The following is a 14,765-nucleotide window of genomic DNA, read 5'->3' on the forward strand; positions in this document are numbered from 1 at the left end:
CCCCACATGGAGTGGGGTTTTCAGAGTGTGTCCGAGGGGGGACTTGAACCCCCACGCCCGATAAAGGGCACTAGCACCTCAAGCTAGCGCGTCTGCCATTCCGCCACCCGGACAAGGTGAGTGTCGTGCGGGGTTCCCCCCGCGGCGACGAAGGAAACATTACCAGGCTCCGGAGGGTGGCCGATCACCCCCTGTCGCCGCGTGAACGGCGTGTGACGGGGCGGGCGGGGTCTTGGGGCGGACCGGCGGGGGAGGGAGGATGTGGGGGGACCACCAGCAGTGACAGTGGGAGGAAGCAGCGTGAGCGGGACGGACACGGCCAGCAGCGTCACCGGCGAGGACGAGGTCGTGGACCTCTGCCGCGAGCTCATCCAGATCGACACCAGCAACTACGGCGACCACTCGGGTCCCGGCGAGCGCAAGGCGGCCGAGTACGTCGCCGAGAAGCTCGCCGAGGTGGGGCTCGAACCGCAGATCTTCGAGTCCCACCCGGGACGCGCGTCCACGGTGGCCCGGATCGAGGGCGAGGACCCCTCCCGGCCCGCGCTGCTGATCCACGGGCACACCGACGTCGTACCGGCGAACGCCCAGGACTGGACCCACCACCCCTTCTCCGGCGAGATCGCGGACGGATGCGTGTGGGGCCGCGGGGCCGTCGACATGAAGGACATGGACGCGATGACCCTCGCGGTCGTCCGCGACCGGCTGCGCAGCGGACGCAAGCCCCCGCGCGACATCGTCCTCGCCTTCCTCGCGGACGAGGAGGCGGGCGGGACGTACGGCGCCAAGCACCTGGTCAAGAAGCACCCGGACCTCTTCGAGGGCGTCACCGAGGCGATCGGCGAGGTCGGCGGGTTCTCCTTCACCGTCAACGAGAAGCTGCGGCTGTATCTCGTGGAGACCGCCCAGAAGGGCATGCACTGGATGCGGCTCACCGTGGACGGCACGGCCGGTCACGGCTCGATGACGAACAACGACAACGCCATCACCGAACTGTGCGAGGCCGTCGGGCGGCTCGGGCGGCACACGTGGCCGGTACGGGTCACGAAGACCGTACGGTCCTTCCTCGACGAGCTGTCCGACGCGCTCGGCACCGAGCTCGACCCCGAGGACATGGACGAGACGCTGGCCAAGCTCGGCGGCATCGCCAAGATGGTCGGCGCGACGCTGCGGAACTCGGCGGCGCCCACCATGCTCGGCGCCGGCTACAAGGTCAACGTCATCCCCGGCCAGGCGACCGCGCACGTCGACGGACGCTTCCTGCCCGGATACGAGGAGGAGTTCCTCGCCGACCTCGACCGGATCCTCGGCCCGCGGGTGCAGCGGGAGGACGTGCACGGCGACAAGGCGCTGGAGACCGACTTCGACGGCAAGCTCGTCGACGCCATGCAGAGCGCCCTCGGCGCCGAAGACCCGATCGCCCGGGCCGTCCCCTACATGCTCTCCGGCGGCACCGACGCCAAGTCCTTCGACGACCTCGGCGTCCGCTGCTTCGGCTTCGCGCCGCTGAAGCTGCCCCCGGAGCTGGACTTCGCGGGCATGTTCCACGGTGTCGACGAGCGGGTGCCGGTGGAGGGGCTGAAGTTCGGGGTGCGGGTGCTCGACCGGTTCATCGACGCGTCATGACGTGTTGACGCCGGTATTCGCCCGCCCGTACGGAGATCGCCCAGGAAGGGTGAAGGCGACCATAAGCTCGTAGCCCTATTAGTTCCTCCTCGTTACTGCTGATGTGATCCGCGACTTTGGATCGCATTGCCAACAAGGAGGAATAATGATCAAGAAGGTCGTCGCCGCTGCTGCCGCCACTGGTGGTCTGGTTCTCGCGGGTGCGGGCCTTGCCGTTGCCGACTCGGGTGCTCAGGGTGCCGCCGTGCACTCCCCCGGCATCCTCTCGGGCAACGTCGTTCAGGCCCCGGTTCACGTCCCGGTGAACGTCTGCGGCAACACGGTCTCCGTGATCGGGCTGCTGAACCCCGCCTTCGGCAACACCTGCGTCAACAAGTGACGCTGCCTCTCTGAGGTTCTCGTCCACACCGCCGGTCCCGGAGCGCGCATGCCAGGCGCTCCGGGGCCGGCCGGTCTTTCCGCGTCGGTAACGCAGGGACAAGGCAGGTAAGCAGCAATGAGACAGGTCACCCGCAAAGGCCTGATGACCGTGGCGGCCGCGACCGGCGTGATCGCCGCCGCCGGCGGCCACGCACACGCCGACTCGGGCGCGAACGGCTCGAGTTCGCACTCGCCCGGCGTGCTGTCGGGCAACACGGTGCAGGCGCCGGTGGACGTGCCGGTGAACGTCTGCGGCAACACGGTCAACGTCGTCGGGCTCCTCAACCCGGCGATGGGCAACAAGTGCGTCAACCAGGGCGGGAACAGCGGCCACGGCGGCTCCGGCGGCGGGTCGCAGGCCGACGGCCACGCCAAGGACTCCCCGGGCATCGGCTCGGGCAACCACGTCCAGGCGCCGGTCCACGTCCCGGTGAACGTCTGCGGCAACAGCGTCGACATCATCGGCGTCGGCAACGGCACCAAGGGCAACGACTGCGCGAACAACGGCGGTTCCGGCGGCGGGCAGCCGAGCACACCTCCCGGCGGGGGCGACCACGAGACGCCGCCGCCCGGGAATCCGGACGAGCCGGGCGACCCCGAGCAGCCCGGCGACCCCGGACAGCCGGGCGATCCCGGGCAGCCCGGCAACCCCGTGGAGCCCGGTACACCGCCGAGCGTGGACGACGAGACCCCGGACGGCGGCAACGGCTCCGCGCGGGGCAACCAGCCCGGCGCCCAGTCGATCCCCCAGCCGCAGGGCAGCGCCCAGCTCGCCCACACCGGCGGTGACCTTCCCCTCGGCCTCGTCCTGCCGGTCGGCGCGGGAGCACTGCTGGCGGGCACGGTCCTCTACCGCAGGGCACGCGCCTCGGCGTAGCGGCACCGCACAGAAACGGAGCGGGCCCCGCCGTGGCGGGGCCCGCTCCGTTCTTCTCCTGCCTCAGCTCACCACGTGGCGCGCACCTGGCGGATGATCCGTCGGCGCAGCCGCACCCTGCGGCTCCCGTCCCGCAGCAGACTCAGGCGGTCCAACTCCCAGTGTCCGTACTCGGCATGGTCCGTCAGCAGGCGTGTGGCGTCCTTGCGAGAGACCCCGCGCGGCACGTACACGTCGACAAATTCGTATTCCGGCATCGCATCTATTGTGCGGGCAGAGCCCCGGTACGGATAGCGTCTGCTCTATGTCTGATGCTGAGCAGCCCACCGCTGCCGAGGTACGCGCCGCCGCCGAGGCGGTCAAGACCGCGCTCGACCGCCACCTGGCCGCGGTCGAACGCCGGTCGGGGGAGGACGACCCGACCGTCTACGAGGCGTTCAACCAGCTCGCCGCGGCCGCCGAGGCGTACGACGAACTGCTCTACGACCGCTACGACGAGGTCACCCCCTTCGAGATCCCCGGTACCGAAGACGCGCTGCCGCCGTACGCGGGGCCCGAGGAGCCGAACGCGCTGAGCGTGCTGATCCGCCGCGACTACGCCGTGGTGGAACCGCAGCGGCTGCTGGCTCAGGCCCAGCGGGTCGAGGCAGCGGACGACGAGAGCAGGGACGGCCCGGGGGCATCCGGCACCGTGCACGGGGCGCTGGGACTCCTGTTCGGCGAGTTCGAACCGGACGAGATCGCCTCACGGCACAAGGAGTTCGGCCTGGAGGAGGGCGACTCCACGCTCTGGGTGACCGCGGCGGACGACCCCGCCGAACCCGGCGAGTGGCTGGAGGCACCGTTCGAGGCGATCGACCCGCAGCAGGTGGTCTGCCGGTTCGACGTCAGTGCCGTCTTCGACGACGAGATCGAGGACGACGTGGACGACGACCTCGAGGACGAACTCGACCCGGACGTGGTCGAGGACGAAGAAGAGGCCGAGGACGAGGTCGAGGAAGAGGAACTGGAGCGGCTGGACGCGGACCGCTGACGGGCTGAACACCGTCCGGTACGACGGCGGTGGTCACGGAGGTTACGCCCTCCGCGGCCACCGCCGTCGTCCGTGCCGGGCGTCCCCTCGTCAGCCCGCCGCCGGGATCTGCGGGGCCAGCAGAACGGGCAGGCGGGTCGTCCTGGGCTTGGGCGGGACCTCGGCCACCGCGCGCGGGAGCGCCTGCTCGACGCCGTGGACCACCGACAGATGGCGCTCCGCCCGGCCGAAGGCGGTGTAGACCCAGGGCCGGCTGAGGGCCTGCGCGGCGTCGCCGGGCAGCACCACGACCACCGCGGGCCACCGGGCACCCACCGCCTGGTGCGCGGTCAGCGCCCACCCGTGCCGCACGGACTGCTCCACCTGCTCCTTCGGTACGACGACCGGGGCGCCCGCACACGACAGGTGCAGCCCGTCGGTGTCGGCCTTCACCACCTGGCCCGGCAGAGTACGGCCCGGCGCGGGGGAGTAGGCGATCCGGTCGCCGGGGTCGAAGCCGCCGAACCGGCCGGGGCCGGGGTTCAGCCGCTCCTTCAGTGCCGTGTTCAGCGCGCGCGTACCGGCCGCGCCGCCGTGGCCGGGCGTGATGACGACGGTCTGCTCGGCCGGCACGCCGATCGCCCGCGGCACCGAGTCCGCGACGAGCTGCACGGTCCGGTGCACGGCCTCACCCGCGTCCCGCACCGGCACGATCACCAGCTCCTTGCCGGGGGAGTCCACCTGGTTCAGCTCCCCGATGCCGATCCCGGAGACCAGCTCGCCCAGCGGACCGGGGTCGGGCTGCCGGGAGGCGATCTGCGGGCAGGCACGCGCCGCCAGCAGATCCGCGAACACGCGTCCCGGACCCGCCGACCACAGCACCCCGGGATCCCCGGCCAGCAGCAGCCGCGCCCCGTCCGGCAGCGACTCCGAGAGCAGCGCCGCCGTCTCCACGTCCAGCTGCGGAGCGTCCAGCACCACGAGGAGGTCGAGGTCCAGAGCGCCGTCCGTGTCCCGGCCGGGGCCCTCGGCACCGGAGAGGAGGCCGGACACGGTGGTGACCCGGGAGCCGTCCGGCTCGCTCAGCAGCGCCGCGAACCGCGTACGGCCCAGCGGGCTGTGGGTGGCGGCCCAGGCGCGGAGGCCGAGTTCGGAGGCCGTGCGCAGCAGCGCCGCCGGTTCGGTCAGGGATGCCTCGCCGCCCGTGTGCAGCACGAGACCGTGGGACGCGACCGCGCGGATCAACTCGCCCGCGGAGCCCGCCGCCGACGCGGCCCGCTCCCAGGCGTCGGCAGAACCGTCCTGCTTGGGCACCGAGTTGATCAGCCGGGCCAGTCCGTCGGCGAGGCTCTCCTCGGCGAGGGCGTACCGCTCCAGGCCGACGAGGACCCGGACCGGCCGCTCCTCGTCGTCCTCGTCGGTCGCGTCGCTGCCCTTGTCGTCCAACGCGTCCTGGAAGGCCAGGGCCTCGCCCTCCGCGAGGGTGTTCTGTACGGCGGTGTCCGCGTCCGGCACGCCCCGCTGGGTCAGTGCGGCGGTGAGCGCCGGCAGCTCCAGGGCGGTGTGCCCCGCCAGGGCGGCCTGCTCCAGGAGCCAGACGGTGAGCGCACGGCCGCGCCGCTCGCCGTCGGGGCCGGACTCGGCCCCGAGCAGCGCCCGCGCGAACCCGTCGGCCTGCTCGGGGCGCACCCCGGTGACCCGCAGCAACTGCCAGGGGTCCGCCCGCAGCACGTCGCCCGCGCCCTCGCCGAGGGCCGCGGCGACCTGCGGGGCGAGCGTCTTCGGGGCGCCGCCGTCGGCCAGCACACCGCGCACGGCGTCGACGGCCTCGGCCGCGGGGGCCGTGGCCGCGCCGGCCGCCTGGACCGCCTCGCTCTGCGGGCGGCGCACGGGCTCGGGGGCGGGGCGTCGGGGCGTCGGCTCCGGCTCGCTGAACACGGTGGCCGCGGGCTTCTCCCCGCTCTCCACAGCACGCACAGCCGCGAGCAGATCGGCAGCCGTCCCACTGAGCTTCGCCCCAGCCGTAATGGGCGCCGCCTTCTCAGCCTTCCGACGCTCGATCCGCTCCCGCTCAATCCGCTGCGCGGCAAGCTCAGCCTCAGCCTCGGACAACTTGGCAGCGACAGCGGCTTCATCACCCTGACCTTGGACCTCGCCCGCATCGACTGCGCCCCGGCTCTGCGCCTCGCCGGTGTCGGCCGCGTCCAGGCTCTCGGTCTCGCCGGTGTCGGCTGCGTCCAGGCTCTCGGTCTCGCCGGTGTCGGCTGCGTCCTGGCGCTGAGTCCCGCCTGCGTCGCCTGCGCCCAGGTCGCCGTCCGCGCCGGCCTCGGCCGACCCGCCCTCCGTCGTCCCCGTCTCCCGGGTGGTGCCCTCCCGCGCGGCGTCCGGGGTCCCCCGGTCGGCGTGCGCGGCTTCATCCGTGGGCTCGGGGTCCGTGCTCACAGCATGCTCCAGTCGTGATCGGGATAGCGGTGCACGGGCGCTGACACATCGTCGAGCGCCCGGCAGATCTCGTCAGGAAGACTAAGGGCCTCCACTGACAATGCCGCCGTGAGCTGCTGCGCGTTGCGCGCGCCGACGATGGGCGCGGACACCCCGGGCCGGTCGCGGACCCAGGCGAGGGCCACTTGGAGCGGGGTCACCGCGAGCCCGTCCGCCGCCGTAGCCACGGCGTCCACGATCCGGCTCGCGGTGTCGTCGAGGTACGGCGCGACGAACGGCGCCAGATGCTCGGAGGCGCCCCGCGAGTCGGCCGGCGTCGCGTTGCGGTACTTGCCGGTCAGGACCCCGCGGCCGAGCGGGGAGGAGGGCAACAGGCCGATGCCGAGGTCGAGGGCGGCGGGCAGCACCTCGCGTTCGACGCCGCGCTGGAGGAGCGAGTACTCCAGCTGCGTGCCCGCCAGCCGGGTCCGTACCCCCGGCGCCGTCAGCTGCCACGTGGCCGCCTTGGCGAGCTGCCAGCCGCAGAAGTTTGAGACGGCCGCATAGCGCGCCCGGCCGCTGCTGACCGCCATGTCGAGGGCCTGCAGGGTCTCTTCCAGCGGCGTGAACGGGTCGTAGGCGTGGATGTGCCACAGGTCGACGTACTCCGTGCCGAGCCGGGCCAGCGAGGCGTCCAGCGCGGCGAGCAGATGGCCGCGAGAGCCGTCGACGCGGACGTCCGGGTCGGGCACGCTGCCCGCCTTCGTGGAGATGACCAGATCCCGGCGCGGGACCAGGCCTTCTATGAGGCGTCCGAGCAGATACTCGGCCTCCCCGTCGCCGTACACGTCGGCCGTGTCGATGAGCGTCCCGCCCGCCTCCCAGAACGTCTTCAAGAGGTCCGCGGCGTCGTGCTCGTCGGTGTCCCTGCCCCAGGTGAGGGTGCCGAGCCCGATGCGGGACACGCGCAGGCCGGTGCGGCCGAGATGCCTCTGCTCCATGGACGCCGAGATTACTGGCCACGACCTGTCATGTGGGGGCCTGTGGATGACCAGTTTCCCCACCCCCGCGCTAAGGTCTCCGGACAAGGGACGTTACTGATCGGTAAGGGGAATCCGCCATGCAGCTCGGGATCAACCTCGGCTACTGGGGCGCCGGAATGGACGCGGACAATCTCGCGGTCGCGAAGGAGGCCGACCGGCTCGGGTATGCCGTCTGCTGGGCCGCCGAGGCGTACGGCTCGGACGCGGCCACCGTGCTGACCTGGGTCGCCGCCCAGACCGAGCGCATCGACGTGGGCTCGGCCATCTTCCAGATCCCGGCCCGGCAGCCGGCGATGACCGCCATGACCGCCGCCACGCTCGACTCGCTCTCCGGCGGCCGCTTCCGGCTCGGCCTCGGCGTCTCCGGGCCGCAGGTCTCCGAGGGCTGGTACGGCGTCAAGTTCGACAAGCCGCTCTCCCGGACCCGCGAGTACGTGGAGATCGTACGGAAGGCGATGACGCGGGAGCGGCTGTCGTACGACGGCGAGCACTGGACGCTGCCGCTGCCCGGCGGCCCCGGCAAGCCGATCAAGCTGACCGTGCACCCGGAGCGCGAGCACATCCCGCTGTACATCGCCGCGATCGGCCCCAAGAACCTGGAGCAGACCGGTGAGATCGCCGACGGGGCGCTGCTCATCTTCCCCTCCGCCGACCACCTCGAGGACACCGCGATCAAGTATCTGCGGGCCGGTCGGGAGAAGGCCGGGAAGACCATGGACGGCTTCGACGTCTGCCCGACGCTGCCGCTCGCGGTCGGTGCCGACAAGGACGTGACCGCCCTGGCCGACGCCTTCCGCCCGTACACCGCGCTGTACGTCGGCGGCATGGGCAGCGCCAAGCAGAACTTCTACAACCAGCTCGCCCGGCGCATGGGCTACGAGCAGGCCGCCGCCGAGATCCAGGAGAAGTACCTCTCCGGCGACAAGCAGGGCGCGGCGGCCGCCGTACCGCACGAGCTGATCGACCGGACCACGCTGCTCGGCTCCGTCGATCGCATCGCGGACCGGATGAAGGCCTACGCCGCCGCCGGCGTCACCACCCTGTCCCTCAACCCGGCGGGCTTCACGCTGGACGAGCGGCTCGCCTCGCTGCGGGCCGGCACCGAGGCCCTGGAACGGGCCGGGCTGGCGTAAGTGGCGTAACTCGGAGGGAAGTTCTACGGCCGTGGTGGGGGCTCGGGGGTCTTCCCCGCCACGGCCGTCACGCAGCACAACGCGCGCGTGGCCCCGCGGTTACGCCCTCGGCTGAGCCCGGGGTCATCCTTTTGGCGGAGTTGTCCGACACAGCTGTTGCAGCGTCCCTCGCACCGCATTTGACTCGTTCTTTGCGGAATCCTGCAGAGAGGTGCGCACGATGCTTTCGGCCAAGAGTCTGTTCCAGGAGATCCTCGACAACGACGAGTCCTTCCGCCTGTTCTGCTCCATCGCCGCCAGCGGGGAGTCCCAGGGCGGGTGGGAGAACGCCCGTATCGCCGCGCTCGTTCCGGACAGCGAGCGCGCACTCGCCCCCAAGATCACCCGGCACGGCGCGGACGAGGACAAGCACGGGCGGATCTTCAACGCCCTGATGAAGAAGCGCGGCCTCGACCCCGTCCCCGTACCGCCCGAGACCGACTACACCATGCTCCTCGAGCAGAACGGCATCGGCCTCGCGCACGACAAGCTCAAGCGCGACGAGCCGCTCACCGTCCAGGACATCGTCACCTACCTCTCGCACAGCCGGGTCACCGAGCAGCGCGCCTCCGAGGAGATGGAGCTGCTGCGCAAGCACTTCGCCGACCACCCCGACCTCGGCCGGGCGGTGAAGATGATCTCCAACGACGAGGACAACCACCTCGCCTACTGCCACGAGGAACTGCTGCGCTTCGCCCGCGCCGGACACGGCCCGGCCATCCAGCGGACGCTGCGGGAGTGCGCGCTCGCCGAGATCCGGATCTACCGGGACGTCAGCCTCGCCGTCATGTCCCACATGGGCCGCATCCTCGGCTGGCCGAAGCCGAAGGCCGCGCTGCTCGCCGCGGGCATCCACGCGATCTACGCCTACGAGCGGATCGCGGGCTGGCGCCGCATGGTCAGCCTGAAGATGCCGGAACGACGCGACGCACTCGGCGGCCCCGCCACCTCGGCCCCCGAGTTCGCCTGAAGCCTGGGAACAGCGCCTACAGCCAGCCCCGGCTCTTGAACAGCCGGTACAGCAAGACCTCCAGGGCGGCCATGGCCAGGATCAGCGCCGGATACGACCACACCCAGCGCAGCTCCGGCATGTGGTCGAAGTTCATGCCGTAGATGCCCGCGATCATCGTGGGGACCGCGGCCATGGCCGCCCACGCGGAGATCTTCCGCATGTCGTCGTTCTGCCGGACGCTCATCTGGGCCAGATGCGCCGACAGGATGTCCGACACCAGCCGGTCCAGGCCCTCGACGGACTCGTTCACGCGCATCAGGTGGTCGTTGATGTCGCGGAAGAAGGGCTGCGCCTTCTCCGGCACGAAGGGCACGCGCAGACCGAACTGGCCGGTGCCCGCGAGCCGGTCCAGCGGCTGGGCCAGCGGACCGGTGGCCCGGCGGAACTCCAGGATCTGCCGCTTGAAGTTGTAGATGCGGGACGCGGTGTGCCGGGTGCCGCCGCCGGTCGGCGAGAACACCTCCGCCTCCAGCTCCTCCAGGTCGGTGCTCAGCTCGCCCGCCACGTCCACGTAGTGGTCGACGATGGCGTCCGAGATCGCGTACAGCACCCCCGTGGGGCCGTGCCGCAGCATCTCGGGCTCCGCCTCCAGCCGCTTGCGGACCGCCGTGAGCGGAGCCTCCTCGCCGTGCCGCACGGTCACCACGAACGAGTCACCGATGAAGATCATGACCTCGCCGGAGGTGACGTCGTCGCTCTTGGGCTCGTACGCGACCGGCTTGAGGACCATGAACAGCGAGTCGTCGTACACCTCGAGTTTGGGGCGCTGGTGGGCGGTCAGGGCGTCCTCGACAGCCAGCGGGTGCAGCCCGAACTCCTCCGACACCTGGTCGAACTCGCGCTCCGTCGGCTCGTACAGCCCGATCCACACGAACGCGTCCCCGCCCACCCTGCACTGTGCCAGGGCGTCGGAGAGATCCCGCGGCCCCTCCGTGCGCATCCCGTCCTGGTATATGGCGCAGTCGACGATCACGGAGCGTATTCTCCCGCCCTCGGCCCCGAAGCGCACCCGGATGGACGCCTACCCTTGGCCGCATGCCCACGCTGATCCTCGTCCGGCACGGACGATCCACCGCCAATACCGAGGGACTGCTCGCCGGGTGGACGCCCGGGGTCGCCCTCGACGAGCGTGGCGCCGCGCAGGCCGCGGCGCTGCCCGGGCGGCTCGCCGAGCTGCCGATCTCCGAGGTCGTCACCAGCCCGCTGCAGCGCTGCCAGGAGACGATACGGCCGCTGCTGGACGCCCGGCCGGAACTGACCGCGCACACCGACGAGCGGATCGGGGAGTGCCACTACGGCGACTGGTCCGGGCGCAAGCTCGCCGAGCTGATGGACGAGCCCCTGATGGAGGTCGTGCAGACGCATCCGTCGGCGGCGCAATTTCCCGGCGGTGAGTCGATGCGGGCGATGGCGACCCGTGCCGCCGAGGCGGTGCGTGAGTGGAACGCGCGCGTGGAGCGCGACCACGGCGCCGACGCCGTCTATCTCATGTGCTCGCACGGCGACATCGTCAAGTCCCTCGTGGCGGACGCGCTCGGACTCCATCTCGACCTCTTCCAGCGGATCTCCGTAGAACCGTGTTCCATCACCGCGATCCGTTACACCCGCCTCAGGCCGTTTCTCGTTCGCCTCGGTGACACCGGGGATTTCGCCTCCCTTGCGCCGCGCGCGGAACCCCCGTCAGGAGACGCCCGGGTCGGGGGCGATGCGGGCGCACCGTGATCGTCAACCGCAGTAGGGTGAAGCGGTCGAGGCGGCCCTGACGCAAGTTCCGGTGGCCGCAGCGGCCGGTCCCGATGTCGATTCCAATGGAGACAGGACGTGTCCCGTCAGGTGTTCCTCTACGATCCGCCGGACCGCTTCGTGGCCGGCACGGTCGGACTGCCCGGGCGCCGTACGTTCTTCCTCCAGGCCATCGCAGGATCCCGGGTGACCAGCGTGGCTCTGGAGAAGACCCAGGTCGCCGCGCTCGCCGAGCGCATGGACGAACTGCTCGACGAGGTGGTACGACGCAGTGGCGGCAGCGCCGCCGTCCCTGCCGTGGCGCCCACCGAGGTCGCCGACACGGCCCCGCTGGAAGCCCCCATCGAGGAGGAGTTCCGGGTCGGCACCATGGCCCTCGCCTGGGACGGCGACGAACAGCGCATGATCGTCGAGGCGCAGGCCCTCGTGGAGCTGGACGCCGACTCCGAGGAGGACCTCGCCGAGGCCGAGGAGCGGCTGCTCCAGGACGAGGAGAACGGGCCCCCGATGCTGCGGGTCCGGCTCACCGGCGCCCAGGCCCGCGCGTTCGCCAAGCGCGCCCTGGACGTCGTCAACGCCGGGCGGCCGCCGTGCCCGCTGTGCAGCCTCCCGCTCGACCCGGAAGGACACGTATGTCCGCGCCAGAACGGATACCGCCGCGGAGCGTGACCACGGCCCAACTGCTCACCCGGGGTGAGCTCACGGTCCGCGGGCAGATCCGGGACGCCTCGAACGCGGTGCTGTACTGCTCCGTCTCCCACGAGGGCGAAGAGGCGCACTGCGTCTACAAGCCCGTCCGCGGCGAGCGCCCCCTGTGGGACTTCCCCGACGGCAACCTCGCCCGGCGCGAGGTCGCCGCGTACGAGGTCTCCGAGGCCACCGGATGGGGCCTGGTGCCCCCCACCGTGCTGCGTGACGGGCCGTACGGCGAGGGCATGGTCCAGCTGTGGATCGAGGCGCAACCGGAGGAGAGCGAGCTGCTCGCCCTCGTCGACGGTGAGGAGCCGGAGGAAGGCTGGAAGGCGATCGGCTTCGCCGAGGTCGGCGACGGAAAGACGGCCCTGCTGGTGCACGCCGACGACGCACGGCTGCGCCGCCTCGCCGTCCTCGACGCCGTGATCAACAACGCGGACCGCAAGGGCGGCCATCTGCTGCCGGCCGCCGACGGGCGGCTGTACGGCATCGATCACGGCGTGACCTTCAACACCGAGAACAAGCTGCGCACGCTGCTGTGGGGGTGGGCGGGCGAGCCGCTCACGGGTGAGGCCGTCGACGTCCTCAAGGGCCTCAAGGACGCCTTGGGGGACGGCGGAGCCCTGGCGGAGCGTCTGGCCGGGCTGATCACCGGCGCCGAACTCGACGGCACGCGCGCGCGTGTGGACGCGTTGCTCACCTCGGGGGTCCATCCGGCGCCGAGCGGCGAGTGGCCCGCCATTCCGTGGCCGCCGGTGTAGGAGCCGCCGGTGCAGGGGAACAACGGGCACGGCCGACGGCGTTGCGCAAGAGTGCGCCACCGGCCATCCGGCCTGGTCCGGTTCGAATATGGAACTTCCGTCCGGTTAGGCTCATGACATGCATGCCTGGCCCGCTTCCGAGGTCCCCGCCCTGCCTGACAAGGGCCGCGACCTGAGGATCCACGACACAGCGACCGATGGGCTCGTCACCCTCGACCCCGGTCCCGTCGCCCGTATCTACGTCTGCGGCATCACCCCGTACGACGCGACCCACATCGGTCACGCGGCGACCTACAACGCGTTCGACCTTGTGCAGCGCGTGTGGCTCGACACGAAGCGGCAGGTTCACTACGTCCAGAACGTGACCGACGTCGACGATCCACTTCTGGAGCGGGCGGCGCGGGACGACATCGACTGGGTCGCCCTCGCCGAGAAGGAGACCGCCCTCTTCCGCGAGGACATGACCGCCCTGCGGATGCTGCCGCCGCAGCACTACATCGGCGCGGTCGAGGCGATACCCGGCATCGTGCCGCTCGTCGAGCGGCTGCGTGACGCGGGCGCCGCCTACGAACTCGAAGGGGACATCTACTTCTCCGTCGAGTCCGACCCGAACTTCGGGAAGGTGTCCCGTCTCGACGCGGCCGCCATGCGGCTGCTGTCCGCCGAGCGCGGCGGCGACCCCGACCGGCCGGGCAAGAAGAACCCGCTGGACCCGATGCTGTGGATGGCCGCCCGCGAGGGCGAGCCCAGCTGGGACGGCGGTTCGCTGGGCCGCGGACGGCCCGGCTGGCACATCGAGTGTGTCGCCATCGCCCTGGACCACCTCGGCATGGGCTTCGACATCCAGGGCGGCGGCTCCGACCTCGCCTTCCCGCACCACGAGATGGGCGCCTCGCACGCCCAGGTGCTGACCGGCGAGTTCCCCATGGCCAAGGCGTACGTCCACGCCGGCATGGTCGCGCTGCACGGCGAGAAGATGTCGAAGTCCAAGGGCAACCTGGTCTTCGTCTCCACGCTGCGCCGCGAGGGCGTCGACCCGGCCGCGATCAGGCTGGCCCTGCTCGCCCACCACTACCGGGCCGACTGGGAGTGGACCGACCAGGTCCTCCAGGACGCCCTCGCGCGCCTCGACCGCTGGCGTGCCGCCGTCTCCCGCCCCGACGGACCGCCCGCCGAGACGCTGGTCGCGCAGATGCGCGAGGCCCTGGCGAACGACCTGGACGCCCCGGCCGCCCTCGCCGCCGTCGACCGCTGGGCGGCGCTCCAGCAGGAGCGGGGCGGCACGGACGAGGGCGCCCCCGGCGTCGTATCGCGCGCGGTGGACGCTCTGCTGGGCGTGGCCCTGTAAGCACGCGGAAGGGCCGCTTCCTCCTCCAGGGAGGAAGCGGCCCCTTTTCTCACACGCGCGTCAGATCCGCTGGATCCGTACGCTGCGCAGCACGTTCGGCGACTGGGTGTCCCAGATGCCGACGACCTGGTGGCCAAATGCGAAGGCCTGCTGTATCTGCTGGTGGATCTGCGGGTTCGGGTTGTTGAGGACCCGGAACTGGTTGTTGATGCGCAGGAAGATCTGGTGCGGCTGTCCCTGGAGTGGGTGGACGATGTCGATGAAGCCGTTCGCCACACCGGAGGTGAGGGCCTGCGCCTGCACCTGCTGGACGACCTGCTGCACCGCCGACAGCGCGACCTGCTGCAACTGCTGCTGCACCTGCTGCTCGGCCTGCTGAGCCTGCTGGTCCTGCTGCCCCTGCTGGGGACCGAACTGCTGCTGCTGGCCCAGCTGCTGCAGCAACTGCTGGTACGGCTGCTGCTGACCGAGCTGCTGGAGCTGCTCCAGCGTGCCGCTCATGCCCATGCCGTACGGCTGTTGCTGACCGTAGCCCTGTTGCTGGTACGGCGACGTGCTGGGGAACTGCTGGCCTTGCTGTAGTCCCATGTGACTCATCTGCGGGGTGGTGCTCATACGGGTGTCACCTTCCCTTGAT

At 71.2% G+C, this 14,765-nt stretch carries 15 protein-coding genes and 1 tRNA gene; 10 read left to right on the forward strand and 6 right to left on the reverse strand.

Annotated features, from left to right (window positions below; genetic code table 11):
- Nucleotides 1-28: 28 nt before the first annotated feature.
- A tRNA-Leu gene (locus OG828_RS38995) sits at nt 29-113 on the reverse strand.
- Nucleotides 114-300: 187 nt separating this feature from the next.
- Between OG828_RS38995 and OG828_RS39000 the strand changes: the two genes are divergently transcribed.
- The 3 genes from OG828_RS39000 (at nt 301) to OG828_RS39010 (ending at nt 2,923) form a co-directional block, all read left to right on the forward strand.
- The gene (locus tag OG828_RS39000) at nt 301-1,626 is read left to right on the forward strand and encodes a M20/M25/M40 family metallo-hydrolase (RefSeq protein ID WP_328367631.1); all 1,326 of its coding nucleotides are present in this window, start codon (nt 301-303) and stop codon (nt 1,624-1,626) included.
- A 145-nt stretch (nt 1,627-1,771) separates the two neighbouring features.
- On the forward strand, nt 1,772-2,005 hold the full coding sequence (gene chpH, locus OG828_RS39005; protein WP_210574820.1) for a chaplin ChpH: 234 nt from the start codon (nt 1,772-1,774) through the stop codon (nt 2,003-2,005).
- Between the two features lie 117 nt (nt 2,006-2,122).
- Nucleotides 2,123-2,923 carry a chaplin gene (locus tag OG828_RS39010; protein ID WP_328503835.1) on the forward strand — a complete coding sequence of 267 codons (801 nt, stop codon included), beginning with the start codon at nt 2,123-2,125 and terminating at the stop codon, nt 2,921-2,923.
- Nucleotides 2,924-2,991: 68 nt separating this feature from the next.
- Here OG828_RS39010 and OG828_RS39015 read toward each other — a convergent pair whose 3' ends face one another.
- Nucleotides 2,992-3,180 carry a DUF5703 family protein gene (locus OG828_RS39015; protein WP_005485166.1) on the reverse strand — a complete coding sequence of 63 codons (189 nt, stop codon included), beginning with the start codon at nt 3,178-3,180 and terminating at the stop codon, nt 2,992-2,994.
- 47 nt (nt 3,181-3,227) lie between these two features.
- Here OG828_RS39015 and OG828_RS39020 point away from each other — a divergent pair, with 47 nt between their 5' ends.
- Complete coding sequence (locus OG828_RS39020) at nt 3,228-3,956, forward strand: hypothetical protein (protein ID WP_328503836.1); 729 nt, start codon at nt 3,228-3,230, stop codon at nt 3,954-3,956.
- 90 nt (nt 3,957-4,046) lie between these two features.
- On the opposite strand, the gene OG828_RS39025 is transcribed toward OG828_RS39020, so the two are convergent.
- Nucleotides 4,047-6,377, reverse strand: a complete 2,331-nt coding sequence (locus OG828_RS39025; protein WP_443062469.1) for a helix-hairpin-helix domain-containing protein — start codon at nt 6,375-6,377, stop codon at nt 4,047-4,049.
- A complete protein-coding gene (locus OG828_RS39030; RefSeq protein WP_210574824.1) occupies nt 6,374-7,357 on the reverse strand; it encodes an aldo/keto reductase in 984 nt (327 codons plus the stop codon). The genes OG828_RS39025 and OG828_RS39030 overlap by 4 nt, the downstream gene beginning before the upstream one ends.
- 119 nt (nt 7,358-7,476) lie before the next feature.
- Between OG828_RS39030 and OG828_RS39035 the strand changes: the two genes are divergently transcribed.
- Together OG828_RS39035 and OG828_RS39040 are read left to right on the forward strand one after the other, a co-directional pair.
- Entirely contained in the window at nt 7,477-8,532 is a 1,056-nt protein-coding gene (locus OG828_RS39035) for an LLM class F420-dependent oxidoreductase (RefSeq protein ID WP_328367642.1), read from the forward strand.
- Nucleotides 8,533-8,752: 220 nt separating this feature from the next.
- A complete protein-coding gene (locus OG828_RS39040; RefSeq protein WP_328441452.1) occupies nt 8,753-9,541 on the forward strand; it encodes a ferritin-like domain-containing protein in 789 nt (262 codons plus the stop codon).
- Between the two features lie 16 nt (nt 9,542-9,557).
- Here the strand turns inward: OG828_RS39040 and corA are convergent, their stop codons facing one another.
- A complete protein-coding gene (corA, locus tag OG828_RS39045; protein ID WP_328503837.1) occupies nt 9,558-10,556 on the reverse strand; it encodes a magnesium/cobalt transporter CorA in 999 nt (332 codons plus the stop codon).
- Between the two features lie 62 nt (nt 10,557-10,618).
- On the opposite strand from corA, the gene OG828_RS39050 reads away from it, so the two are divergent.
- From OG828_RS39050 to mshC, 4 genes are all read left to right on the forward strand, one after another.
- Nucleotides 10,619-11,305 (forward strand): histidine phosphatase family protein, encoded by a 687-nt coding sequence (locus OG828_RS39050; protein ID WP_328367649.1) that lies wholly within the window; start codon nt 10,619-10,621, stop codon nt 11,303-11,305.
- 99 nt (nt 11,306-11,404) lie between these two features.
- Complete coding sequence (locus OG828_RS39055; protein ID WP_328367652.1) at nt 11,405-11,995, forward strand: DUF3090 domain-containing protein; 591 nt, start codon at nt 11,405-11,407, stop codon at nt 11,993-11,995.
- Nucleotides 11,959-12,780, forward strand: coding sequence for an SCO1664 family protein (locus OG828_RS39060; RefSeq protein WP_328503838.1), 822 nt, complete (start codon nt 11,959-11,961; stop codon nt 12,778-12,780). Before OG828_RS39055 ends, OG828_RS39060 begins: the two co-directional genes overlap by 37 nt.
- Before the next feature lie 118 nt (nt 12,781-12,898).
- Complete coding sequence (gene mshC / locus OG828_RS39065) at nt 12,899-14,128, forward strand: cysteine--1-D-myo-inosityl 2-amino-2-deoxy-alpha-D-glucopyranoside ligase (RefSeq protein ID WP_328503839.1); 1,230 nt, start codon at nt 12,899-12,901, stop codon at nt 14,126-14,128.
- A gap of 60 nt (nt 14,129-14,188) precedes the next feature.
- On the opposite strand, the gene OG828_RS39070 is transcribed toward mshC, so the two are convergent.
- Nucleotides 14,189-14,743: a hypothetical protein gene (locus OG828_RS39070; RefSeq protein WP_328367659.1), complete on the reverse strand. Its 555-nt coding sequence runs from the start codon at nt 14,741-14,743 to the stop codon at nt 14,189-14,191.
- Nucleotides 14,744-14,765 lie beyond the last annotated feature (22 nt).

Origin of the sequence: Streptomyces sp. NBC_00457, from assembly GCF_036014015.1 — a bacterium.
Taxonomy (GTDB): domain Bacteria; phylum Actinomycetota; class Actinomycetes; order Streptomycetales; family Streptomycetaceae; genus Streptomyces.